Here is a 239-nt window from a genome sequence, read left to right on the forward strand (position 1 = left end):
GATAGTGGTCGTCTTAACGCCAATCTCGATATCGCAAAAGCCGAAAGCAACTTGTCTATCGCCAGCTACAACAAAGCGGTGGTTGAAGCGGTGAATGACGTGGCGCGGGCAGCCAGTCAGGTTCAGACACTGGCGGAGAAAAACCAGCATCAGGCGCAAATTGAGCGCGATGCCTTGCGTGTGGTAGGTCTTGCGCAGGCGCGCTTTAACGCGGGCATCATTGCTGGTTCCCGCGTCAG

The 239-nt window shown here is 56.1% G+C and carries 1 pseudogene; it reads left to right on the forward strand.

The window, feature by feature from the left end:
• Positions 1-239, forward strand: a pseudogene (locus QP548_RS16915) (hypothetical protein); the annotation flags it as partial.

Source organism: Clostridium sp. UMB9555A (assembly GCF_030222355.1).
Lineage (GTDB): Bacteria > Bacillota > Clostridia > Clostridiales > Clostridiaceae > Sarcina > Sarcina perfringens.